Here is a 20,421-nt window from a genome sequence, read left to right on the forward strand (position 1 = left end):
GGACGCCGAGGCCATCCACCCCGGCTACGGTTTTCTCTCCGAGAACGCCGACTTCGCCGAGCGGGTGGAAAAGAGCGGCTTCCAGTTCATCGGCCCGACGCCCGAATCGATCCGCATCATGGGCGACAAGGTGTCGGCCAAGCTGGCGATGATCAAGGCCGGCGTGCCCTGCGTGCCGGGCTCCGAAGGCGAGTTGCCGGACGATCCGGTGGTCATCAAGCGCATCGCCAAGGCCGTCGGCTACCCCGTCATCATCAAGGCGGCGGGCGGCGGTGGCGGGCGCGGCATGCGGGTGGTGCACACCGAGGCGGCCCTGGTCAACGCGGTGCAGATGACCAAGGCGGAGGCCGGTGCGGCCTTCAACAACCCGGCGGTGTACATGGAGAAGTTCCTCCAGAACCCGCGCCACATCGAAATCCAGATCCTGGCCGACAAGCACAAGAACGCGGTCTACCTGGGCGAGCGCGACTGCTCCATGCAGCGGCGCCACCAGAAGATCATCGAGGAGGCGCCGGCCCCGGGGATCCCGCGCAAGCTGATCGAGAAGATCGGCGAGCGCTGCGTGGCCGCCTGCAAGAAGATCGGTTATCGCGGCGCCGGTACCTTCGAGTTCCTGTACGAGAACGGCGAGTTCTATTTCATCGAGATGAACACGCGGGTGCAGGTGGAGCATCCGGTGACGGAGCTGATCTCCGGCATCGATATCGTCAAGACGCAGATCCGCGTCGCGGCCGGCGAGAAGCTGCCCTTCAAGCAGGGCGACATCGTGCTGCGCGGGCATTCGATCGAGTGCCGTGTGAACGCCGAGGACCCGTACACCTTCGTGCCCTCGCCGGGGCGCATCACGCTGTGGCACCAGCCGGGCGGGCCGGGCGTGCGCGTGGACTCGCACGTCTACAACAACTACTTCGTGCCGCCCAACTACGACTCCATGATCGGCAAGATCATCGTCCACGGCGACACGCGCGAGCAGGCCCTGGCCCGCATGCGCGGCGCCCTGGGCGAGACGGTGGTGGAGGGCATCAAGACCAACATCCCGCTGCACCGCGAGCTGATGGTCGATGCCAAGTTCATGGCCGGCGGCACCAACATCCACTATCTCGAAGAGTGGCTGTCGCACCATAAGCGCTGAACATGGCCCCCAGTCTCCGCACTTCGTGTCGTCGCCACCCGCCGAGGGGGCGCAGGTCGCCTTCTTGCCGCCCGGCGGCCTGACCCGATGTTCGAACTGCGCCTGCTGTGTCCGGAAGACCGCGTCGAGGCGGTGAGCGATGCGCTCGACGCCCTCGATGCGCTGAGCATCTCGGTGGAAGACGCCGATGCGCAGACGCCGGCAGAGCAAGCCTTGTTCGGTGAGCCGGGCATGCCGCCGCCCAAGGAGGGGTGGCAGCGCTCCACCGTGATTGCGCTGTTCCACGAAGAGGCGCAGGCGCAGGAAGCGGCGCAGCTGCTGCCGCCGCAGGACTTCTTTGCCGATTGCCGGATCCTGGCGGTCAACGCCGTGCCCGACCAGGACTGGGTACGCCTTACGCAGTCGCAGTTCGAGCCGGTGGAGATCACGCCGACGTTCTGGATCGTGCCGACCTGGCATGAGCCGCCGGCCGCTGCGCGCGAGGTGATCCGCCTCGACCCGGGGCTGGCCTTCGGCACCGGCACGCATCCCACCACGCGCATGTGCCTGCGCTGGATCGCGCACCATGCGCCCGTGGGGCAGCGGGTGCTGGATTACGGCTGCGGCTCGGGCATCCTCGCCATCGGCGCGGCGAAGTTCGGGGCGAGCAGCGTGGACGCAGTCGACATCGACGAAGCCGCGGTGCGGGCTACGCAAGCGAATGCGCAGGCCAACGGCGTGCAACTCGCGGCTGGCCTGCCCGATCGCGCCAGTGGCCAGTACCAGACCGTGCTGGCCAACATCCTCGCCACGCCGCTGAAGGTGCTGGCGCCGCTGCTGTGCGCGCACGTCGCTTCGGGCGGGCACCTGGTGCTCGCGGGCATCCTCGCGCGCCAGGCCGACGAACTGAAGGCAGCGTACGCGCCGTATTGCGGGCTGGAAGTCAGCGACGAAGAGGACGGCTGGATCCTCATGACCGCCCGCTTCTGAGCGCGCTCTCTACAATCGCGGGCTCATGAGCCTGATCACCAGCTGCCCTGCCTGCGGCACGATGTTCCGCGTGGTCCCGGACCAGCTGAAGATCTCCGAAGGCTGGGTGCGCTGCGGCCATTGCAGCGAGATCTTCGACGCGACCGCGCACCTGAGCGACGAGTCGATCCTGGCCGAACCCGCCACCGCGCAGGCCGCCGCCCGCCCACCGGACCCGCCCGCTCGGGTGGCGGCTCCGCCGCCGGTGCCCGAAGCAACGCCCCGCGGGGTCGCCCCGCCGGCCATGCCTGAGCGGCCGACGGCATCCGGCGAACTCGCCGGCCAGCCGGTGACTCCGCCGCTGCGCCGTCCCGAGCGCCCGCGCGCCGCACCGGCGCCGGCCCCCGCGCCCGAACCCTCGGTCTTCTTCGGCGACAGCCAGGCGCTGGAGCCCTCGCCGCTGGACAGCCCGTTCGTGTTTCGCCGCTCCGACCTGGTGTTGCCGGACGACTCCTCGGTGCTGCCAGCCGAGCCGCTGGAGGATCGCCGTCCGCACGACGAGGACGAACACGACGAGGCCGCTGCCGCCGTCGTGGCGAACGTTTCGTTCGTGCGGCAGGGGCGACGCCGTGCCTTCTGGCGCCGGCCGCTGGTGCGCATCGCGCTGGCGTTCGGCAGCCTGCTGCTGGCCGCACTGCTGGTGCTGCAACTCGCGTGGCAGGACCGCGACCGGCTCGCGCTCGCCGAGCCCGCCCTGCGGCCCGCGCTGGAGCGGATGTGTGACGTGCTGCAATGCACGCTGGGGCCGCCGCGCCGGATCGAAGCGATCGTCATCGAGAGCTCCGGCTTCAATCGGCTGCGCAACGACACCTATCGCCTCGCCTTCACGCTGCGCAATTCGGCCGCCGTGCAGGTGGCGGTGCCGGCGCTGGAGCTGACCGTGACCGATGCGCAGGACCAGGCCGTCGCGCGCCGCGTGCTGACGCCTGCGGAGCTGGGCGCACCCGGCGAGGCCATCCCGGCCGGCAGCGAATGGGCACGCTCGCTTGGCGTCGTGCTCACGATGCCGGGCAGCGCGCGCGTCGCGGGCTACCGCCTGCTTGCCTTCTATCCCTGAACCCCACGAAAGACACCATGGCCGCCGTCATCTGCGGATCCCTCGCCTTCGACACCATCATGGGCTTCGAAGGCCGCTTCGCCGAGCAGATCCTGCCGGACCAGCTGCACATCCTGAACGTGTCCTTCCTGGTGCCCAGCCTGCGGCGCGACTTCGGTGGTTGCGCCGGCAACATTTCGTATGCGCTGAAGCTGCTCGGAGGCACGCCGCTGCCCATGGGCGCGGTCGGCAGCGATGGCGGCGACTACCTGCAGCGTTTCGCCGACCTGGGCATCAGCACCGAGTTCGTGCTGCCGGTGGACGACACGTACACCGCGCAGGCGATGATCATGACGGACCGCGACAACAACCAGATCACGGCCTTCCACCCCGGGGCGATGATGCAGGCGCACCGCACGCAAGTGCATGCCCGGGCGGACATCAAGTTGGGGATGATCTCCCCCGACGGCCGCGACGCGATGCTGCAGCACGCGCAGCAGTTCAAGGCGGCGGGCATCCCCTTCGTGTTCGATCCGGGCCAGGGGCTGCCGATGTTCGACGGCCCCGAGCTCGCCCGCTTCATCGAGCTGGCGACCTGGGTCACGGTCAACGACTACGAAGGCAAGATGCTGAGCGAGCGCACCGGCTGGAGCAGTGCGGAGATCTCGCGGCGCGTCGATGGCCTGGTCGTCACGCTGGGCGGCGACGGCTGCGAGGTGTGGGTGAACGGCGAGGTGAGCCTGGTGCCGTCCGAACGGCCGGCGGCCATCGTCGATCCCACCGGCTGCGGGGATGCCTGGCGCGGTGCGCTGCTGCACGGACTGGAGCAGGGCTGGACGCTGGCGCGCTGCGCCCGCCTGGGCAACCAGGTCGGCGCGATCAAGATCGCGAGCAGAGGGCCGCAGAACTACACGCTCGAGGGCTTGCAACGCTAGCAGCCCTGTCATTCCGGGCGCGATGTCATCCCGGGCTTGACCCGGGATCCACGCGGCAGTCGAACAAGCGCCGTCTGGATGGCGGGTCGAGCCCGCAATGACCTGCGCTTTTCCCGTCACCGCGCGATCGTCACTCCCCCGTCCACGACGATCGTCTCGCCGACCACATAGTCTCCCGCCCGCGATGCGAGATAGATCGCCGCGCCCGCCATGTCCTCGAGTTCGCCCACACGGCCGACGGGAACGCGTTGCGCCACCTCGTCGCCGTGGTCGCGCGCCTCCTTGTTCATCTCGCTCGGGAAGGGGCCGGGCGCGATCCCGTTGACCACGATGTGGTCCTGCGCCAGCCGCAACGCCATGCGTTTGGTCAAATGGATCAGGCCGGCCTTGCTGGCGCTGTACGAGTACGTCTCCCAGCGATTCACCGAGATGCCGTCGATCGATGCGATGTTGATCACCTTGGCCGGCCGCTCGGGCCGGGCGCCGCGCTTGAGGCTCTCGTGCAGCGCCTGCGTGAGGAAGAAAGGCGCCTTCATGTTCAGGTCCACCACCTTGTCCCAGCCTGCCTCGGAAAAGGTGTCGAACTCTTCGCCCCAGGCCGCGCCGGCGTTGTTCACCAGGATGTGCAGCGCGCCCTCGCGCCGCGCGATCTCCGCCGCCAGGCTGCGCGCGCCCTCGACCGAGGACACGTCGAACGCCAGCGCCGTGCACGGGCCTATGGCCGACAGTTCGGCCGCCGCCGCCTCGCAAGCCGGCGCCTTGCGGGCCGTGAGATAGACCTTCGCGCCCTGGTGCAGCAGGCCGGTGGCGATCATGCGGCCGATGCCGCGCGAGCCGCCGGTGACCAGGGCAACGCGCCCCTCTAGGGAAAACAGGTCTTTGAGCATGGCCACTCCTTTTGCATAGTGTCAGCCTAGCTTCATTGCGCGCGACTTCCAATCACCTGAATGACAGCCAGCGGCTGCTGCCTCGCGCGCGGCGCTGCTGGCCAGGAGGACTCCATGCATCGTCGTGCCTTCGTTTCCCTTGCCGCCGCCCCCGTGCTCGCGGCCTGCGCCCACCGTGACGAGGCGGCCGCCGCCCTGGCGCAGGCCGACCAGGCAATCGGTGCCAGCAGGCTCAACACGGTGCGGTTCACGGCCAGCGGCAGCGGCGCCACCTTCGGACAGGCCTTCCTGCCAGGCAACGAATGGCCCCTGATCACCATCCCCAGCTTCGTGCGCGTGATGGATTACGAGAACGGCGCGATGCGCGAGGACTCCGTGCGGGTGCGCGCCGAGCCCAGCGGCGGCGGCGCGCTACCCCTCATGGGCCAGGGCGAACAGCGCGTCTCCGCGTGGGTGCGGGGCGACCGCGCCTGGAACGTGACCGGCACCACCGCGCAGGCCGCGCCGGTCGCCCTGGAGCAGCGCCTGCACGACCTGTGGACCACGCCGCACGGCGTCATCCGCGCCGCCATGCGCCGGCCCGCCACCCTGCGCATGCAGGAAGGCCTCAAGGTAGTGAGCTTCACCGAGCCAGGCCTGTACCGCGCCACCGTCTACATCGACCCCGACGGCCTGGTGCAGGGCGTCGAGTCGGTCATGCCCAATCCAGTCACCGGGGATACGCCGGTGACCGCGACCTATTCGGGCTGGAAGGATTGGGGCGGCGTGATGTTCCCCAGCCGCATCATCCAGATGGCCGGCGGCAATCCGGTGCTCGACGTGCGGGTGAAGGAGGTGCAGGGGAATGTGGCCGCCGGCATCGACGTGCCCGCGGAGGTGGCGGGCTTTCGCGAGAAGGTCGACGTGCAGAAGGTGGCAGACGGCGTCTGGTTCTTCGGCGGCGGCTCCCACAACAGCGTGCTGGTGGAATTTGCCGACCACCTGATGCTGATCGAAAGCCCCCTGTACGACGGCCGGGCGCAGGCCGTGATCGCCCAGGCGCGCGAGCTGGTGCCGAACAAGCCGCTGCGCTACGTCGTCAACTCGCACCATCATTTCGATCACGCCGGCGGCCTGCGCGCCGCGGCGGCGAGCGGCGCCACGCTGGTCGTCAGCGAGCTGGCGCGGCCCTGGTACGAGAAGACCTTTGCCACGGCGAACACCGTGCACCCGGATGCTTTCGCGCAGGCGCGCCGCGCCGTCACGTTCGAGGGGGTCGACAAGCAGCGCATTTTCAGTGACGGCACGCGCACCGTGCACATGCAGTACATCGAGGACAGCCCGCACGCGCAGGGCTTCATGATGGCGTGGCTGCCCAGGGAGCGCCTGCTGGTCGAAGCCGACGCCTTCACGCCGCCGCCGCCGAACACGCCGCCGCCGACACGGCCCAGCCTGCTGAACCTCAACCTGCTCGACAACGTGCAGCGGCTTGGCTACAGCGTGGATCGCATCCTGCCGCTGCATGGTCGGGTGGTGCCGTATGCGGATCTGCGCACCGCGGCACGGATGTGAGTGGCGGCTAGCGGCTGCGGCAAGGTAGGCTGGGCTGCCCGCAGGGCACCCCAGCAGCGCCGCCTCAGGCCCGCGCCACCCTGCGCTCCCGCCACGCCAGGTATTCCCCGACGATGCCCTTGCGGAAGGCCAGCACGCACAGCACGAAGATGCCGCCGATGATCACGGTCACCCAGGAGCCGACGCGATCGGACAGCACGTCCTGCAGCGTGACCACGACGCCCGCACCCACGACCGGCCCGAGGAAGGTACCGGCGCCACCCAGCAGCGTCATCAGGATCACCTCGCCGGAGGTCGCCTGCAGCACGTCGGTCAGCGTCGCGAACCCGAGCACCAGCGCCTTCAGCGCGCCAGCCAGGCCGGCGATGGTGGCCGAGAGCACGAACACCAGCAGCTTGTAGCGGTCGACGTCGTAACCGAGCGAAATCGCGCGCGGTTCGTTCTCACGGATCGCCTTGAGCACCTGGCCGAAGGGCGAAGACACGATGCGGCGGATCGCGAGAAACACCGCGACGAACAGCGCGAACACGAAGTAGTACATCGCCAGGTCGCTGCGCAGCGGGACCACCCCGAGCAGCGTGCCGCGCGGCACGCCCTGCAGCCCGTTTTCGCCGCCCGTGAGCGGTGCCTGCAGGCAGATGAAGTAGATCAATTGGCCCAGGGCCAGCGTGATCATGGCGAAGTAGATGCCCGAGCGGCGGATCGCCAGCAGGCCGATGGCCAGTCCGCCCAGCATCGCCACCAGCATGCCGCCGACGATTGCGGGGACCGTGTTCCAGTGCAGTGCGGTGACCAGCCAGCTGACCGTGTACGCCCCCAGCCCGAAGTAGGCGGCATGGCCGAAGGAGAGCATGCCGCCGAATCCGAGCAGCAGGTTGAACGCGCAGGCGAAGATCGCGAACGCGTACAGCGTCATCAGGTAGACGGGATAGATGTTCAGCCAGGGCGCAACCAGGCCGATCAGCACCAGCACGACGTAGAAGCCAAGAAGGGAACGCTTCATCGCCGGTTACTCCCGCCCGAACAGCCCGGCGGGCCGCAGCACCAGCACGATGGCCATGATCACGAACACCACGATGTTGGAAGCTTCCGGGTAGATCACCTTGGTGAAGCCTTCGACCATCCCGAGCACCAGCCCGCTGACGATCGCGCCGAGGATCGAGCCCATGCCGCCGATCACCACGACCGCGAACACGACGACCACCACGGACGTCCCCATGAGCGGAGAGACCTGGATCACCGGCGCCGACAGCACGCCGGCCAGCGCCGCGAGGCCGACCCCCGCGCCGTAGGTGAGCATCACGATGATCGGCACGTTGATGCCGAAGGACTGCACCAGCCGCGGGTTCTCGGTGGCCGCGCGCAGCGTGGCGCCCAGGCGCGTGCGCTCGATCGTGAACCAGGTGACGAAGCAGATCACCAGCGAGGCGACGATCACCCAGGCACGGTACACCGGCAGGATCATGAAGCCGAGGTTGAGCACGCCTTGCAGCGCGTCCGGCACCGGATAGGTCGTGCCACTGGCGCCGAAGCGATAGCGCATGACGCCCTCGAAGATCAGCGCCAGGCCGAAGGTAAGCAGCAGGCCGTACAGCGGATCGAGCTTGTACAGGTGCCGCAGCAGCAGGCGCTCCAGCACGATGCCGAAGGCGCCGACCACGAGGGGTGACAGCACCAGCGCCACCCAGTAATTGATGCCGAACGCGTCCAGCCCGATCAGCGCCGCGAAGGCCCCGAGCATGTAGAAGGCGCCGTGGGCGAAGTTGACGACACCCAGCAGACCGAAGATCACCGCCAGGCCCAGGCTGAGCATGGCGTAGAAGGAGCCGTTCACCAGGCCCAGCATCAGCTGGCCGAGGATCACGGGAATGGGGTAGCCGAAGATTTCGGTCATGGGGCTCGCAAATGGAAAACTGGCGCGCGGCGGCCCGGCCGCCGCGCGCCCTGCAGGCATCAGCCCTTGACGGCCTTGCACTTGCCGGTCACGGGGCCGAAGGCCTCTTCACCGGACATGGTCTTGACCAGCTTGTAGTAGTCCCAGGGGTACTTGGACTCGGCCGGCGTCTTGACCTGCATGACGTACATCGGATGGATCATCACGCCGTCGGAACGGATGGTGCCGTTCTTGGCGAACATGTCGTTGATCTTCATCTTCTTCAGTTCCGCCATCACCTTGTCGGGATCGGTGGTGTTGGCGGCCTTCACGGCGTTCAGGTACTGCAGCGTCGCCGAGTAGTAGGCGGCCTGGTTCTCGGTCGGCTCCTTCTTCGCCACGGCGAAGAAGCGCTTGGCCCAGGCGCGCGAGTCGGCGTTCATGTCCCAGTACCAGCTGGTCGTGAAGTACAGTCCCTGCGCGGTCTTGAGACCCAGCGAGTGGATGTCGCTGATGAAGGCCAGCAGCGCCGCCGGCTTCATGGTCTTGGTGATGCCGAATTCCTGCGCCGCCTTGAGCGAGTTGGTGAAATCCGTGCCGGCATTGGCCAGGCCCAGCACCTGGGCCTTGGAGCCCTGCGCCTGCAGCAGGAAGGACGAGAAGTCGGTGGTGCCCAGCGGCACGCGCACTTCGCCCAGCGACTTGCCGCCGTTGGCCTGCGCCACCGTGGTGGCGGCTTCGCGCAGCTGCGTGCCGAACGCGTAGTCGGCGGTCAGGAAGTACCAGGTCTTGCCGCCTTCCTTGGTCATCACGCTCGCGGTGCCGTTGGCCAGCGAGGTCGTGTCGTAGGCGTAGTGCACGCTGTACGGCGTGCAGTCCTCGTTGGTCAGCGAGGCACCGGCGGCGCCGATCGCGATGAAGGGCACGTGCTTGGCCCCGGCCACCTTGGACATGGCGATCGAGGTGCCCGTGTTGGAGCCGCCCAGGATCATGTTGACGCCGTTCTGGTCGGCCCACTCGCGGAACTTGGAAGCGGCGAGATCGGGCTTGTTCTGGTGGTCGGCCGACATGAGGACGACCTTCTTGCCCAGGACCGAGCCGCCGAAGTCCGCGATCGCCATCTTCGCGGCTTCGACGCCGCCCTGGCCGATCACGTCGGCATAGGGGCCGGACATGTCGTCGATGTCGCCGATCACCACCTCGTTGGCGGCCGCCATCGCGGCGGGGGCCACGAAGGCTGCGGCCACTGCGAGGGCCACCGCGGTCAGGGAAAGGTGCTTCTTCATGAGGTCTCCTTGGTTGAAACGAACGACTAACTTCAGACGCCCAGGAACTCGCGCAACATGGCCATGTTGGCCGCGAGTTCCTGCTGCGCGAACTGGTGGACGATGCGCCCGTGTTCCATCACGTAGAACCGGTCCGCCAGCGGCGCCGCAAAGCGGAAGTTCTGCTCCACCAGCATGATGGTGTAGCCGCGGGCCTTGAGGGTGCGAATGGTCTCGGCAAGCTTCTGCACGATGACCGGTGCCAGCCCTTCGGAGATCTCGTCGAGCAGCAGCAGGCGCGCGCCCGTGCGCAGGATGCGGGCCACTGCCAGCATCTGCTGCTCGCCGCCCGACAGGCGCGTGCCGGGGCTGCCGGCGCGTTCCTGCAGGTTGGGGAACATGGCGTAGATCTCGTCGATGCTCATGCCGCCCTGCGCCGTGACTGGCGGCAGGCGCAGGTTCTCCTCGGTCGAGAGCGTGGAGAAGATGCCGCGCTCTTCGGGGCAGTAGCCCACGCCGAGGCGCGCCACCCGATGCGGGGGCAGCTTGATCGCTTCCTGTCCACGGATGCGGATCGAGCCCTTGCGCGCGCCGGTCAGGCCGACGATCGCGCGCAGCGTGGTGGTGCGGCCGGCGCCGTTGCGCCCGAGCAGGCAGACGACCTCGCCCTCCTGCACCGTGACGTCGACGCCGTGCAGGATGTGCGATTCGCCGTACCAGGCGTTCAGGCCCTCGATGCGCAGCATCTCGGCGGCGCCGCCGCCGCCGGAGCCGCGCAGGGAGGTGGGCGCGCCTTCGGAGGGCAGGGTGCTGCGGGCAGCGAGCACGGTGGAGCTCATCTCAATGCGCTCCCTGGAGTTCGGCTTCGGTGCTGCCCATGTAGGCTTCGATCACCTGCGGATTGCGCGAGACCTCGGCATACGGGCCGTCGGCGATCACGGTGCCGCGCTGCAGGACCGTGATGCGGTCGGCGATCGAGGACACCACGTTCATGTTGTGTTCCACCATCAGGATCGTCCGCCCTTCGGAGGCTTTCTTGATCAATTGCGTGACGCGGCTGACGTCCTCGTGGCCCATGCCCTGCGTCGGCTCGTCGAGCAGCATCAGCTGCGGCTCGAGCGCCATCGTCGTGGCCAGTTCGAGCGCGCGCTTGCGGCCGTAGGGCAGGTTGACGGTCAGCTCGCTGGCGAAGTCCTGCAGGTCGACCTCGCGCAGCAGTTGCAGCGCGCGCTCGTGCAGCGGATGCAGCGAGCGCTCGGGCTTCCAGAAATGGAAGGAGGTGCCCAGGCGCCGCTGCAGCGCGGCCCGCACGTTCTCGAGCACCGTCATGTGCGGGAACACGGCGGAGATCTGGAAGGAGCGCACGATGCCGCGGCGCGCCGTCTGCGCCGGCTTCTCGTGCGTGATGTCGCTGCCCTGGTAGAGGATCTTGCCGCGCGTGGGCGCGATGAACTTGGTCAGCAGGTTGAAGAAGGTGGTCTTGCCGGCGCCGTTCGGACCGATGAGCGCATGGATGTCGCCGCGCCTGACCTTCAGGTCCACCTGGTTCACGGCGACGAAGCCCTTGAACTCCTTGGTCAGGCCCTGGGTTTCCAGGATGGTCTCAGACGACAAAGCCTCTCCTTGCATGACGGCGTAGCAATCCCCGGAGCGGCAAAGGCCCCGCAAAGGCGCCAATGGTGGGAGCCCGGGCGAGGGCCGGACAGGGGGTTGGACCCTAGGTGTTTTTGCGAACGGGCAGGCTGCAAGCGATCCCATTTTCCGGCAATCGATCGTCCCTGCGCAAGACTGGAGGCCCTTCTTCTGCTACGGATTCAGGAGCATGGCATGTGCGGTGAGCGCCGTCGACTTGCTTTCAGCAGGCTGACCGCGACATCGCCATGAACATCGCAGCGAGCCAGCGTCGCGCACGTTCATGGTGCGCAGTGCGCTCAGCGCACGACCAGCCGCGCGCCCGCGCCGGCGGCGTGCGCTGCGCCGATCACGGCAGCCTCTTCGAAGCCGTGCTGCTGGAAGATCCGCAGCACCTGCGCGACGCTTTCCGGCGTGCAGGACACGAGCAGCCCGCCGCTGGTTTGCGGATCGCTGAGCAGCGCCTGCTCGGCATCCGCAAAGCCGGAAGGCAGCGCGACTTCGGCGCCATAGCCCGCCCAGTTGCGGCCGGAGGCGCCGGTGATGAAGCCGGCACGCGCCAGCTCGCGCACGCCCTCGAGCACCGGGACCTTGCTCCAGTCGATCGTCAGCGTCAGGCCGGCGCCGCGGGCCAATTCCAGCGCGTGGCCGGCGAGGCCGAAGCCGGTCACGTCGGTCAGCGCATGGACGCCCGCGATGGCTGCCAGCTCGGGGCCGGGCGTGTTCAGGCGCGTCGTGGTGGCGATCATGCGTTCGTAGCCGGCGGCATCGAGCCGCTCCTTCTTCAAAGCGGCCGAGAGCACGCCCACCCCCAGCGGCTTGCCGAGCACCAGCACGTCGCCGGCACGGGCATCCGAATTGCGCTTCACGCGCTTCGGATGCACCAGGCCGAGTGCGACCAGCCCGTAGATCGGCTCGACCGAGTCGATCGTGTGCCCGCCCGCGATCGGGATGCCCGCGGCCTTGCAGACCGACTCGCCGCCTTCGAGGATGCGCGCGATGGTGGCCGTGGACAGCACGTTGATCGGCATGCCGACGAGCGCCAGCGCCATGATCGGCTTGCCGCCCATGGCGTAGACGTCGGAGATCGCGTTGGTGGCGGCGATGCGGCCGAAGTCGAACGGGTCGTCGACGATCGGCATGAAGAAATCGGTGGTGGCGATCAGCGCCTGTTCTTCGTTGAGCTGGTAGACCGCCGCATCGTCGGCGGTTTCAATGCCCACCAGCAGCTCGGGCGGCACCGGCAGGCGCGCCGTACCCTTGAGGATCTCCGACAGCACGCCCGGCGCGATCTTGCAGCCGCAGCCGCCGCCATGCGAGAGCGAGGTGAGGCGGGGTTCCGCGGCGGCGGTGGGCAAGGGCGCGTTCATCGGGGGCTTTCCAGTTCTCGGATCAGGTTGAGGAGCGCGACGCGCTCGGCGGCCGCGTCGAACAGCGGCGCGCGCAGGGCGCATTGTGCGGCGAGACGCACGAGCAGGCCCCCGCCGGGGTCTTGCCCTCGCTGGCCCGCCCGGCATTCGCGCAGCAGCGCGGCCAGCGCCAGCGCATCGCCATGCGGGAAGTAGCCGGCATAGTCCACCCCGAGCATGCCGACGTTGCCGCTGATCCGGCTGGCCAGCACCGGCGTGCCGCAGCGCACGGCCTCCATGATCGCGTGGGCCCCGCCCTCGATGGAGCTCGTGTGCACCAGCACGTGCGCCGCGCGGATGCGGGCCAGCGTGGCCTCGTGCGGCAGCGGTCCGAGCCAGTGGTAGGCCGGGCAGTCCGCCTCGGTGGCGCGCGCCGCGTGTGCCAAGGTGGGCTCGGTCATGGCATCGCCGATGTGAGCTATGCGGATATCGGTCTCGCGGCACAGCAACCGGGCCGCGGCGAACAGCGTCTGCGGGCTTTTCACCGCGCGCAGGTGGCCGACCATCACCACATCGAGCACACCGCTGTCCTTGCTCAAGGGCGGCTGCGCGGGGGTCGACTGGAAGATCACGCGCGCCTTGGTCCGGTGCTGCGCCGGCAGCCCCTGCGGCCCGCACTCCTGCAGCACCACCAGCCGCTGCGCCAGGGCGAGCGAGCGCTGGGCGGCGGCATCGCTGGCGATGTCCTGGTAAAGGTCGGTGCCGGTCAGCACCACCGCAAGGCCGAGTCCCGGGTGTGCATCGGCCCAGGCGGCGATCGCTTGGGCCGAGCGCCGCGCATGCAGCGCCAGCATCAGTTCGTCGCTGGCGCTAGCGTCATCGGGCCAGGCCTTCGTGATCCGCACCCGGGCCGCGCCGGCCAGCAGGTCCTGCCACCGCCGGGCGGTCCGCCAGTTGCCATTGTTGGCGTCCGCCAAGGCTGGGCTTACGATGACTACCGATGGGGTACGCGACATCCTTGATTTATAGCGCGCCGGCCGCCGACGCGGCACTGGCATTGCGACACGGCCCGCCCGAGGCCGTGCGCGCCAGCCTGCTCGACGCCCGCGAGCGCACCTTGGCGCTCACGCACGACGTGATCGAAGCGCTGGGTCCCGAGGCGCGCGTGCCTTACGCGCTGGAAGTCAATCCGCCCCTGTGGGAACTGGGACACCTCGCCTGGTTCCAGGAATGGTGGATCGCCCGCAACCCCGAGCGCGGCCTCGGCACGGCGGCCGTACCCGCGGCCCGGCGCACCGCTTCGGAGCTGCCCGAGTCCGATGCGTGGTACGACTCCAGTCGCGTGCCGCACGCGCACCGTTGGGAACTCCCCTTGCCGGGTTTCGCCGGCACGGTCGACTACCTCACGTATACCCTGAGGCGCACGCTCGAACTGCTGGACCAGCTGCCCGAGGACGCCGGCGACGACGCGCTCTACTTCTTCCGCCTGGCCACCCTGCACGAGCAGATGCACGCCGAGGCGGCCGTCTACATGGCGCACGGCCTGGGTATCCCGGTGCGCGAACGCGGCGCCCCGGCTACCGCGGCTGCCAGCGCGACGGTGCAGGTGCGCGCCCAGCGCTTCGAAGTCGGGGCGGCGCCGGGCGGCTTCGCCTTCGACAACGAGCTGCCGCCCCGCTCGCTGGATCTGGGCGCGTTCGAGATCGACGCCGAGCCGGTCACCTGGGCCGCTTTCCTGCCCTTCGTCGAGGCGGGTGGCTACGAGCAGGCGCAGTGGTGGACCCCCGAGGGGAGCGCCTGGCTGCAGGGGCAACGCCAGCGCGGACCGGCGGGCATTCGCTCCACGGGCTCGGGCTGGGAGCAACTACGCCATCGCCAGTGGCTGCCGCTCGTGCCGCAGCAGGTGGTGATGCACGTGAGCGCGCACGAGGCCGATGCCTGGTGCCGCTGGGCCGGCCGGCGCCTGCCGACCGAAGCCGAATGGGAGTGCGCGGCCTGCACGCGCCCCGGCTTTCGCTGGGGCCAGGTGTGGGAGTGGACGGCCAGCGCCTTCGAGCCGTATCCCGGCTTCGCGCCGCATCCCTACCGCGACTATTCGCAGCCGTGGTTCGGCAGTCGCCGGGTGCTGCGCGGCGCCTCCCCGGCCACCGCGCCCGCGTTGGCGCATGCCCGCTACCGCAACTTTTTCGAGCCGCACCGGCGCGACATCTTTGCCGGCCTGCGCAGCGTCGCGGTGCCCTGATTTGCTCGGCCCCACGCGGGCCAGGGAATGGGGCGAGGTCCTATACTCGGTGCCCCCGGCCGCGCTCCCGTTCCCGCGTCCCAGCGCGGTCGCTCGCTGTCGAACCACCGAAAGATTTCCATGAGCCTGCCCGTCTCGCGTCGCGACTTTGTCAAGGCTGCCTCGTCCGCGCTGGCGCTGGGCGCGCTGCCGCTCGCGCAGGCCGAGGAAGCGGCCCGCCGCTTCGAGCCGCGGCCCACCGGCTGGCGCAGCTTCGAGGTGACCACGACCGTGCAGCTGCGTGACGCAGCCGGCGGTGCTTCCGTGTGGTTGCCGGTGCCCTCGCTGGAGAACCCCTGGCAGCGCACGACGGATGTCAGCTGGTCGGGCAATGCCAGCAACGTGCGGCTGGCCGCCGACGGCGCGACCGGCGCCCGCGTGCTGGTGGCGCGCTTCGACGCCGGCACGCCCGATCCCCGCCTGGTGCTGACGAACCGCGTCGAGACGCAGAACCGCGTGGTCGACTGGAAGGAACGTCCCGCTGTCGCCGCCGACCCGGCCGATCTGCGCCACTGGCTGGCGCCCACTGAACTCATCACGACCGACGGCATCGTGCGCAAGGTGGCCACGCAGATCGTGCTGGGCGCGCGCAGCGACCGCGAGAAGGTGCAGCGCATCTACGACTGGGTGATCGTCAGCACGTATCGCGAGCCCAAGGTGCGTGGCTGCGGCACCGGCGACATCAAGGCCATGCTGGAGACCGGCAATCTGAGTGGCAAGTGCGCCGATATCAATGCGCTGTTCGTCGGCCTGTGCCGCGCCGCTGGCGTGCCCGCGCGCGACATCTACGGCGTCCGGCTGGTGCCCAGCGCCTTCAACTACCGCGAGCTCGGGGCCAACCCGGCCAGCCTCAAGGGCGCGCAGCATTGCCGCGCCGAGGTGTACCTGAAGGAGCAGGGCTGGGTCGCGATGGATCCGGCCGACGTCACCAAGGTCATGCGCCAGGAAACGCCGGAGTGGATCAAGGACGCCGGCAACCCCGTCGTCGCACCGGTGCGCAAGGCGCTGTTCGGCAACTGGGAAGGCAACTGGATGGGCTACAACAGCGCCAGCGACGTGAAGCTGCCCGGTGCCAGACAGGGCAAGCTGGGCTTCTTCATGTACCCGCAGGCGGAAACCGCCAGCGGCGCGCGCGACCCCTACGATCCCGACAGCTTCGCGTACCAGATCACGGCGCGCGAGATCACGGCCTGATCGCCCGCGAATGAACACCGCTTCCGGACCCGGCCCGCAGCAGCCCGAGGCGAGCGGTACTGCGCCCGCGCTGACGCTGGCCGGCATCGCCGCGCTGCTGTCGTCGGCGTGCTGCGTCATGCCGCTGGTGTTCGCGATCGTCGGCGTCTCCGGTGCGTGGATCGGTCAGCTGCGGCGGCTGGAGCCCTGGTCGGGGACGTTGTCGGGGTTGGCCGTTGCCGCGCTCGCATTTGCCGGCTGGCGCTTGTATCGCCCCGCGGCCGCGGCCGCGGCCGTCTGCGATGCCAGCGACCCCGCTGCCTGCCGTCGGGTCGGTGCCGCCGGCCGGCGCTGGTTCTGGCTGGTCGTGGTGCTCACGCTGGTGCCGCTGCTCGTGCCCATCGCGGCGCCGCTGTTCTATTGAGGAAGGTGAACATGAACAAGATCTCTGCCGTCGTCGCCGCTGGCTTGCTCGCAATCGCAGGTGCGGCCAGCGCCGCGCCGCGCCAGGTGACCTTGAGCGTGCCGACCATGGACTGCGACACCTGTCCGGTGACGATCCGCATCGCCTTGCTGAAGGTGCCGGGCGTGAGCCGCGCGGTGGTGAGCTACGCCCGCCGCAATGCGAAGGTGAGCTTCGACGATGCGAAGACCAGCGTCGCCGGGTTGACCAAGGCGACCGAAGCGGCGGGCTATCCGTCGTTCGAGGCGGACGACGCCAAGTAGAGCGGCACTCTTCAGAGCTCCGCGAGCCAGCGCGCGGCGAGCGGGCTGCTCCAGTCGAATTCACCGGTCACCACGAACCTGGGCCGTCCACTGCGCGTGATGGCGATCGTGCTGGGAAAGATGTGCACGTCGAAGGCCTTGGCCGCCGCGCCCTCGCGATCGAGCAGCACGGGCAAGTCCAGCCCCGTCGTTTGCAGGAAGCGGCGCACCGCGGCTTCGGTCTCGCGGTAGTTCACCGCGAGCACCTGCACGCCCTCCCCACGGTGCTCGCGCGCGAGTTGCTGCAGCGCCGGCATTTCGGCGCGGCACGGCTCGCACCAGCTTGCCCAGAAATTCAGCAGCACGGGCTTGCCTCGCGTGGCGGCCAGCTGCCAGGCGCTTCCGTCCAGCCCAGCCAGTTCGACCGTCGGCGTTGCGCGTCGCCGCGGCCACTCCTTGCGCGCCGCCTGTGCGTCGGCGGCGAACGCTGCCGGCAGGAACGGCACGCAGGCCGTAGCGAGCAAGCCGCGGCGGGAGGGCGAGAACAAGGGCTTGGTCATCGCGGCGCCGGCAGCTTGGCTGCTACAGCAACATGCCGGCGGCGACGTTGATCGACAGCGCCAGCAGGCTGGCATTGAAGAAGAAGGACACGACGCAGTGCAAGGTGCCCACCGGCCGCAGCGCCGAACCATGGAAGCTGATGTCGGCGGTCTGCGCGGATGTGCCGATCACGCAGGAAAAGTGGAAGAAGTCGCCGTACAGCGGGTCGGGCGTGCCGGGGAAGTCCAGCGGATCCGGTGCGTTGCGCACGCGCGCGGCGTAGAAGTCATGCGCGTAGTGGATCGCGAAGACGCATTGGGTGAACAGCCAGGAGGTGACCACGGTCAGGATGGCCAGCAGCAGGTGCGCCACGCGCACCGTGCCCGAGAGATTCTTCACCTGCGACAGCTGCGTGCCCACTGCCAGCAGCACCGCCGCGGCCGTCAGCACCACCACCGTGAGGATGGTGAGTCGTCCCTGGTCCTGGCTGATGGCGCGGCGCTTGATGTCGTCGACATCCGTGTGCCACACCAGGTGCCACGTGAGCGCCAGGTTCATCAGGGCGCCCGCGTTCCAGGCGATCAGCGTGTCGGCCGCGCGCGACAGGCCCGTCAGGCGGGTGGCCAGGAACACGGCCAGCCCGAAGACCAGGGAGCCGAGCAGGCGCGGGCGCGCCCGCAAGGCGGGCCAGAGCTTGGCGCGTCGATGGGCTTTTTCGGCGGATTCGGACATGAGGCGGGCACGAAGACGGGGTGCGCGGACTCTAGCAGTGCCGCGCGCCCCCGTGCGCCCGCATCACGTCACAGCGAGCGCAGGTACTGGCCGACGTCCGACACTTCCTGCGGAGTCAGGCCCAGCACCATGCGCGCGTTGTAGCGCGTGACCACCGCCTCCAGGGTGGGCGCGGAGCCGTCGTGGAAATAAGGCGCGTGCTGCCACACGCCGCGCAGCGGCGAGGTGCGGTACTGCTTCGTGGCGGAACGGGCCGCTGCGCTGGGCACCTCGGGCTCGGCCATGGAGTCGCTCACCGGGTGCAGCCGCTCGTTGGCGTCGGTGAACTGCGCTCCGCTGTGGCAGCTGGCGCATTGCGCCTTGCCCTGGAACAGGAGCTGGCCGCGCGCGGCCGCCTGCCCGTCGAAGGAACCCGCGGGTGGCGTGGGTGCCGCCAGCGAAAGCTGGTAGGCCTGCAGGGCGGGCAGTGCGCTGGTCACCAGATCCTGGTCGCCGTGCGTCACGTTCACGCCGGTGCGCGGCTCGCTGAAGGTGCCCTGGCCCCCGAGCTGGGTCACGGCGACGTAGCGGTTCCAGTAGGCGACCTCGTCGCCGTCGCCCGTGACGGTGACCTTGTGGATCCCCGCCAGGCCATAGGCCGGCGGGATCACCGAGGGCTTGTTCTGGCCGTCCAAGTTGAAGCGCGCGTCGTACTTGCCGGGGCCCCAGGAGCTGTAGATGGCCTTCTGCGCGGGGTTGAGCGCAGGCGACAGGGCGACGACCGCGCCGGAATTGAAGTCACGATTGGGCCAGCCATCGAGCCGGTGGCCGATGCCGCTGGCAAAGCTGTTGTCAACCGTGGAGTGGCAGACGGCGCAGGTGACGCCCAGGCGCGCGAGGTGGTTGACGCCGTTCGCGTCGGTGGTGACCTGTCCCTCCAGGCCGATCACGGCGCCGAGCTTGAGCAGGGTCAGCGTCGTTTGCGGATTGTCCAGATCGACCTTGCCGGCAGCCAGCGCGTCTTTCACCCCTTGCGGCAGCGCGTCGACGTCGACCTTCAGGCCGACCGACAGGGCGACGCGCGGCGTCACGCTCTGTTCGATGACCGTGTGCATCTTCAGCGTGTCGCTCCAGAAGATCTCGTCGCCGAAGGTGTCGTGGCGGAAGATCTGCTGCCCGGACGCGAGCACGGCGGGATCGGCGCTGGTGGCGACCGCCGCATCGCCGCCGCCACCGCCGCCGCAGCTCACGAGCGCGGTCGCCGCGGCGGCGACCGCCGCCACCAGCGAACCCGAGGAAAGCATCGTTGCGAAGGGCCTCTGCATGTCATGTCTCCTGCGCCGGGAATGCGGCGGTGAGGCATAGATGCACCCGACGGGAAAAACGTGACAACGGCCGAGCAATTATTTTTTTGCCGCCGGCCGGAACGCGCGGCTCGCTCGCAGCTACGCGGCGGCGCGCCCGGGCAGCCGATGCGACTGCGCCAGCAGCGCGCGCGCGAGCGCCGCCTTCGGTCCCTCGGTCCAGACCAGGCCCATGCGGCGCACCGGCGCCGGCGGCGGCAGCGGGATGCGCAGCACGTGCAGGCCTTCGGGCCAGGGCGGTGTCCAGTCCGGCACCAGCGCCACCCCCAGGCCCTGGTGCACGAACACGGCGATCGCGTTGAGCGCGTCGATCTCGATGCGTTCCTGCGGCTGGATCTGGTGTTCGCGCAACCAGGCGTCGGCCATGCGGCCGCCCCACATCGTGCGGTCGTAGCGGATGAAGGGTTCGCTCGCCAGCAGGTCCAGCGGATCGCGCCCCACCATGGCGGCGGGCGCGAGCAGGCACAGGGGCTCTTCGGCCAGCAGTTCCCAGGCGCAGGACTTGGGCAGCGTGAACTGCGGCTCCACGATCACGGCCGCGTCGAGCAGGCCGCCGGTGACGCGCTGGTACAGGCTGCCGGAGTTGCCCGGCTCCATGTAGACGGCGAGCTTGGGATGCTTGTCGTAGAGGCCGCGCAGCAGCGGCGGCAGCAATCCGGTCAGGGCCGAGGCCGAGACCCCCAGGCGCCATTCGCCCAGCGGTGCATCGTCGGTGGCCAGGGCCTGCAGGTTGCGCACGTCGCGCAGCACGCCGCGTGCGTGGTTCAGGATGCGCACGCCAGCCTCGGTCGCCTTGACGGTGCGGCCGGCGCGCCGCACGAGGGGTGCGCCCATCGCTTCCTCCAGCGACTTGACGCGCGCCGCCACGGCGGCCGGCGTGAGGTCGAGGCGGCGCGCGGCCTCCGCCATCGAGCCGCAGTCGACCACCATCACGAAGCTTTGCAGGAACTGCGTGTCCATCCGGAACAAAACTTCATTA

The 20,421-nt window shown here is 69.3% G+C and carries 21 protein-coding genes; 9 read left to right on the forward strand and 12 right to left on the reverse strand.

All coding sequences use genetic code 11. From position 1 onward, the window contains the following. The 4 genes from JWP60_RS22440 to JWP60_RS22455 form a co-directional block, all read left to right on the forward strand. Positions 1–1,132: acetyl-CoA carboxylase biotin carboxylase subunit (locus JWP60_RS22440; protein ID WP_299796324.1), on the forward strand; the 1,132-nt coding region annotated here is incomplete at its 5' end. A gap of 87 nt (positions 1,133–1,219) precedes the next feature. Beyond that, entirely contained in the window at positions 1,220–2,101 is an 882-nt protein-coding gene (gene prmA / locus JWP60_RS22445) for a 50S ribosomal protein L11 methyltransferase (RefSeq protein WP_299796325.1), read from the forward strand. A 25-nt stretch (positions 2,102–2,126) separates the two neighbouring features. After that, positions 2,127–3,197, forward strand: coding sequence for a DUF3426 domain-containing protein (locus JWP60_RS22450; protein WP_299796326.1), 1,071 nt, complete (start codon positions 2,127–2,129; stop codon positions 3,195–3,197). 17 nt (positions 3,198–3,214) lie between these two features. Then, complete coding sequence (locus tag JWP60_RS22455) at positions 3,215–4,111, forward strand: carbohydrate kinase family protein (protein ID WP_299796327.1); 897 nt, start codon at positions 3,215–3,217, stop codon at positions 4,109–4,111. Between the two features lie 116 nt (positions 4,112–4,227). Here JWP60_RS22455 and JWP60_RS22460 read toward each other — a convergent pair whose 3' ends face one another. Beyond that, positions 4,228–4,998, reverse strand: a complete 771-nt coding sequence (locus JWP60_RS22460) for an SDR family oxidoreductase (protein ID WP_299796328.1) — start codon at positions 4,996–4,998, stop codon at positions 4,228–4,230. Positions 4,999–5,112: 114 nt separating this feature from the next. Between JWP60_RS22460 and JWP60_RS22465 the strand changes: the two genes are divergently transcribed. After that, positions 5,113–6,549 (forward strand): MBL fold metallo-hydrolase, encoded by a 1,437-nt coding sequence (locus JWP60_RS22465; RefSeq protein ID WP_299796330.1) that lies wholly within the window; start codon positions 5,113–5,115, stop codon positions 6,547–6,549. 64 nt (positions 6,550–6,613) lie between these two features. On the opposite strand, the gene JWP60_RS22470 is transcribed toward JWP60_RS22465, so the two are convergent. The 7 genes from JWP60_RS22470 to senB all read right to left on the reverse strand — a co-directional run bounded on the left by JWP60_RS22470 (position 6,614) and on the right by senB (position 13,726). Beyond that, on the reverse strand, positions 6,614–7,552 hold the full coding sequence (locus JWP60_RS22470; RefSeq protein WP_299796332.1) for a branched-chain amino acid ABC transporter permease: 939 nt from the start codon (positions 7,550–7,552) through the stop codon (positions 6,614–6,616). Positions 7,553–7,558: 6 nt separating this feature from the next. Then, on the reverse strand, positions 7,559–8,443 hold the full coding sequence (locus tag JWP60_RS22475; RefSeq protein ID WP_299796334.1) for a branched-chain amino acid ABC transporter permease: 885 nt from the start codon (positions 8,441–8,443) through the stop codon (positions 7,559–7,561). A 59-nt stretch (positions 8,444–8,502) separates the two neighbouring features. Further along, entirely contained in the window at positions 8,503–9,708 is a 1,206-nt protein-coding gene (locus tag JWP60_RS22480; protein ID WP_299796336.1) for an ABC transporter substrate-binding protein, read from the reverse strand. A 32-nt stretch (positions 9,709–9,740) separates the two neighbouring features. Next, positions 9,741–10,433 (reverse strand): ABC transporter ATP-binding protein, encoded by a 693-nt coding sequence (locus tag JWP60_RS22485; RefSeq protein WP_299796470.1) that lies wholly within the window; start codon positions 10,431–10,433, stop codon positions 9,741–9,743. A gap of 94 nt (positions 10,434–10,527) precedes the next feature. Further along, the gene (locus JWP60_RS22490) at positions 10,528–11,301 is read right to left on the reverse strand and encodes an ABC transporter ATP-binding protein (protein WP_299796339.1); all 774 of its coding nucleotides are present in this window, start codon (positions 11,299–11,301) and stop codon (positions 10,528–10,530) included. 317 nt (positions 11,302–11,618) lie between these two features. Continuing rightward, entirely contained in the window at positions 11,619–12,689 is a 1,071-nt protein-coding gene (gene selD, locus JWP60_RS22495; protein ID WP_299796341.1) for a selenide, water dikinase SelD, read from the reverse strand. Beyond that, positions 12,686–13,726 (reverse strand): selenoneine biosynthesis selenosugar synthase SenB, encoded by a 1,041-nt coding sequence (gene senB, locus JWP60_RS22500; protein WP_363320961.1) that lies wholly within the window; start codon positions 13,724–13,726, stop codon positions 12,686–12,688. The genes selD and senB overlap by 4 nt, the downstream gene beginning before the upstream one ends. Here senB and senA point away from each other — a divergent pair. From senA to merP, 4 genes are all read left to right on the forward strand, one after another. Beyond that, complete coding sequence (gene senA, locus JWP60_RS22505) at positions 13,669–14,910, forward strand: selenoneine synthase SenA (protein WP_299796348.1); 1,242 nt, start codon at positions 13,669–13,671, stop codon at positions 14,908–14,910. The two genes, senB and senA, sit on opposite strands and share 58 nt — an antisense overlap. Before the next feature lie 120 nt (positions 14,911–15,030). Continuing rightward, positions 15,031–16,143 carry a transglutaminase domain-containing protein gene (locus JWP60_RS22510; RefSeq protein ID WP_299796351.1) on the forward strand — a complete coding sequence of 371 codons (1,113 nt, stop codon included), beginning with the start codon at positions 15,031–15,033 and terminating at the stop codon, positions 16,141–16,143. A gap of 10 nt (positions 16,144–16,153) precedes the next feature. Then, complete coding sequence (locus tag JWP60_RS22515; RefSeq protein WP_299796354.1) at positions 16,154–16,546, forward strand: mercuric transporter MerT family protein; 393 nt, start codon at positions 16,154–16,156, stop codon at positions 16,544–16,546. An 11-nt stretch (positions 16,547–16,557) separates the two neighbouring features. Then, a complete protein-coding gene (merP, locus tag JWP60_RS22520) occupies positions 16,558–16,848 on the forward strand; it encodes a mercury resistance system periplasmic binding protein MerP (RefSeq protein ID WP_299796357.1) in 291 nt (96 codons plus the stop codon). 11 nt (positions 16,849–16,859) lie between these two features. Here the strand turns inward: merP and JWP60_RS22525 are convergent, their stop codons facing one another. The 4 genes from JWP60_RS22525 to JWP60_RS22540 form a co-directional block, all read right to left on the reverse strand. Then, on the reverse strand, positions 16,860–17,387 hold the full coding sequence (locus JWP60_RS22525; RefSeq protein WP_299796360.1) for a TlpA disulfide reductase family protein: 528 nt from the start codon (positions 17,385–17,387) through the stop codon (positions 16,860–16,862). 22 nt (positions 17,388–17,409) lie between these two features. After that, on the reverse strand, positions 17,410–18,099 hold the full coding sequence (locus JWP60_RS22530) for a DUF1345 domain-containing protein (RefSeq protein ID WP_299796362.1): 690 nt from the start codon (positions 18,097–18,099) through the stop codon (positions 17,410–17,412). 68 nt (positions 18,100–18,167) lie between these two features. Next, complete coding sequence (locus tag JWP60_RS22535; protein WP_299796365.1) at positions 18,168–19,403, reverse strand: c-type cytochrome; 1,236 nt, start codon at positions 19,401–19,403, stop codon at positions 18,168–18,170. A 120-nt stretch (positions 19,404–19,523) separates the two neighbouring features. Then, positions 19,524–20,402, reverse strand: coding sequence for a LysR family transcriptional regulator (locus JWP60_RS22540; protein ID WP_299796368.1), 879 nt, complete (start codon positions 20,400–20,402; stop codon positions 19,524–19,526). Positions 20,403–20,421: the final 19 nt, after the last annotated feature.

Source organism: Ramlibacter sp. (genome assembly GCF_028291745.1).
Lineage (GTDB): Bacteria > Pseudomonadota > Gammaproteobacteria > Burkholderiales > Burkholderiaceae_C > Ramlibacter.

Excerpts from the sequence above, each read along its gene's own strand:
- JWP60_RS22450 (WP_299796326.1), top strand. The coding sequence starts at position 2,127 with ATGAGCCTGATCACCAGCTGCCCTGCCTGCGGCACGATGTTCCGCGTG.
- senB (WP_363320961.1), bottom strand. The coding sequence starts at position 13,726 with ATGCCAGTGCCGCGTCGGCGGCCGGCGCGCTATAAATCAAGGATGTCG.
- senA (WP_299796348.1), top strand. The coding sequence starts at position 13,669 with ATGGGGTACGCGACATCCTTGATTTATAGCGCGCCGGCCGCCGACGCG.
- JWP60_RS22455 (WP_299796327.1), top strand. The coding sequence starts at position 3,215 with ATGGCCGCCGTCATCTGCGGATCCCTCGCCTTCGACACCATCATGGGC.
- JWP60_RS22460 (WP_299796328.1), bottom strand. The coding sequence starts at position 4,998 with ATGCTCAAAGACCTGTTTTCCCTAGAGGGGCGCGTTGCCCTGGTCACC.
- JWP60_RS22535 (WP_299796365.1), bottom strand. The coding sequence starts at position 19,403 with ATGCAGAGGCCCTTCGCAACGATGCTTTCCTCGGGTTCGCTGGTGGCG.
- JWP60_RS22470 (WP_299796332.1), bottom strand. The coding sequence starts at position 7,552 with ATGAAGCGTTCCCTTCTTGGCTTCTACGTCGTGCTGGTGCTGATCGGC.
- JWP60_RS22525 (WP_299796360.1), bottom strand. The coding sequence starts at position 17,387 with ATGACCAAGCCCTTGTTCTCGCCCTCCCGCCGCGGCTTGCTCGCTACG.
- selD (WP_299796341.1), bottom strand. The coding sequence starts at position 12,689 with ATGAACGCGCCCTTGCCCACCGCCGCCGCGGAACCCCGCCTCACCTCG.
- JWP60_RS22530 (WP_299796362.1), bottom strand. The coding sequence starts at position 18,099 with ATGTCCGAATCCGCCGAAAAAGCCCATCGACGCGCCAAGCTCTGGCCC.
- JWP60_RS22540 (WP_299796368.1), bottom strand. The coding sequence starts at position 20,402 with ATGGACACGCAGTTCCTGCAAAGCTTCGTGATGGTGGTCGACTGCGGC.
- JWP60_RS22465 (WP_299796330.1), top strand. The coding sequence starts at position 5,113 with ATGCATCGTCGTGCCTTCGTTTCCCTTGCCGCCGCCCCCGTGCTCGCG.
- JWP60_RS22485 (WP_299796470.1), bottom strand. The coding sequence starts at position 10,433 with ATGCTGCGCATCGAGGGCCTGAACGCCTGGTACGGCGAATCGCACATC.
- JWP60_RS22515 (WP_299796354.1), top strand. The coding sequence starts at position 16,154 with ATGAACACCGCTTCCGGACCCGGCCCGCAGCAGCCCGAGGCGAGCGGT.
- JWP60_RS22475 (WP_299796334.1), bottom strand. The coding sequence starts at position 8,443 with ATGACCGAAATCTTCGGCTACCCCATTCCCGTGATCCTCGGCCAGCTG.
- prmA (WP_299796325.1), top strand. The coding sequence starts at position 1,220 with ATGTTCGAACTGCGCCTGCTGTGTCCGGAAGACCGCGTCGAGGCGGTG.
- JWP60_RS22510 (WP_299796351.1), top strand. The coding sequence starts at position 15,031 with ATGAGCCTGCCCGTCTCGCGTCGCGACTTTGTCAAGGCTGCCTCGTCC.
- merP (WP_299796357.1), top strand. The coding sequence starts at position 16,558 with ATGAACAAGATCTCTGCCGTCGTCGCCGCTGGCTTGCTCGCAATCGCA.
- JWP60_RS22480 (WP_299796336.1), bottom strand. The coding sequence starts at position 9,708 with ATGAAGAAGCACCTTTCCCTGACCGCGGTGGCCCTCGCAGTGGCCGCA.